Origin of the sequence: Candidatus Dedyshia acidiphila (assembly GCF_051025295.1) — a bacterium.
In the GTDB taxonomy this organism is placed as follows: domain Bacteria; phylum Acidobacteriota; class Terriglobia; order Terriglobales; family Acidobacteriaceae; genus KBS-83.
The window spans coordinates 1-249 of the sequence record NZ_JBMGJV010000162.1 but is presented as its reverse complement, the minus strand read 5'-3'; the positions used below and the strand labels follow the sequence as shown (position 1 = coordinate 249).

Below are 249 nucleotides of genomic sequence, written 5' to 3'. Positions count from 1 at the left end.
TGCGCCGCGTCAGCTCGACGTCGTAAGCAAGCTGCTCCTCGAGCCGCTTGCGCTCACGCATCAGCACCTGTGACTCAGCGGGCTTGCCCCAGATCTCCGGATCGGCCAGCTTTTCTTCTACTTTTTTTGAGATCCGCGCGCAGACGCGAGGCGTCAAAGATACTCCCGCAGGTCGCGTACGCGATCGCGCACGGGAGTGTAGGCGAATTCCAATTCGTCGAGCATGGATGTGGGCCTGACCTGACTTGA

At 60.2% G+C, this 249-nt stretch carries 1 pseudogene; it reads right to left on the bottom strand.

Features of this window, described 5'->3' with window-relative positions:
* Positions 1-225: pseudogene (prfB, locus tag AC5IJH_RS18500) on the bottom strand (peptide chain release factor 2); the annotation flags it as partial.
* Between the last annotated feature and the right edge of the window lie 24 nt (positions 226-249).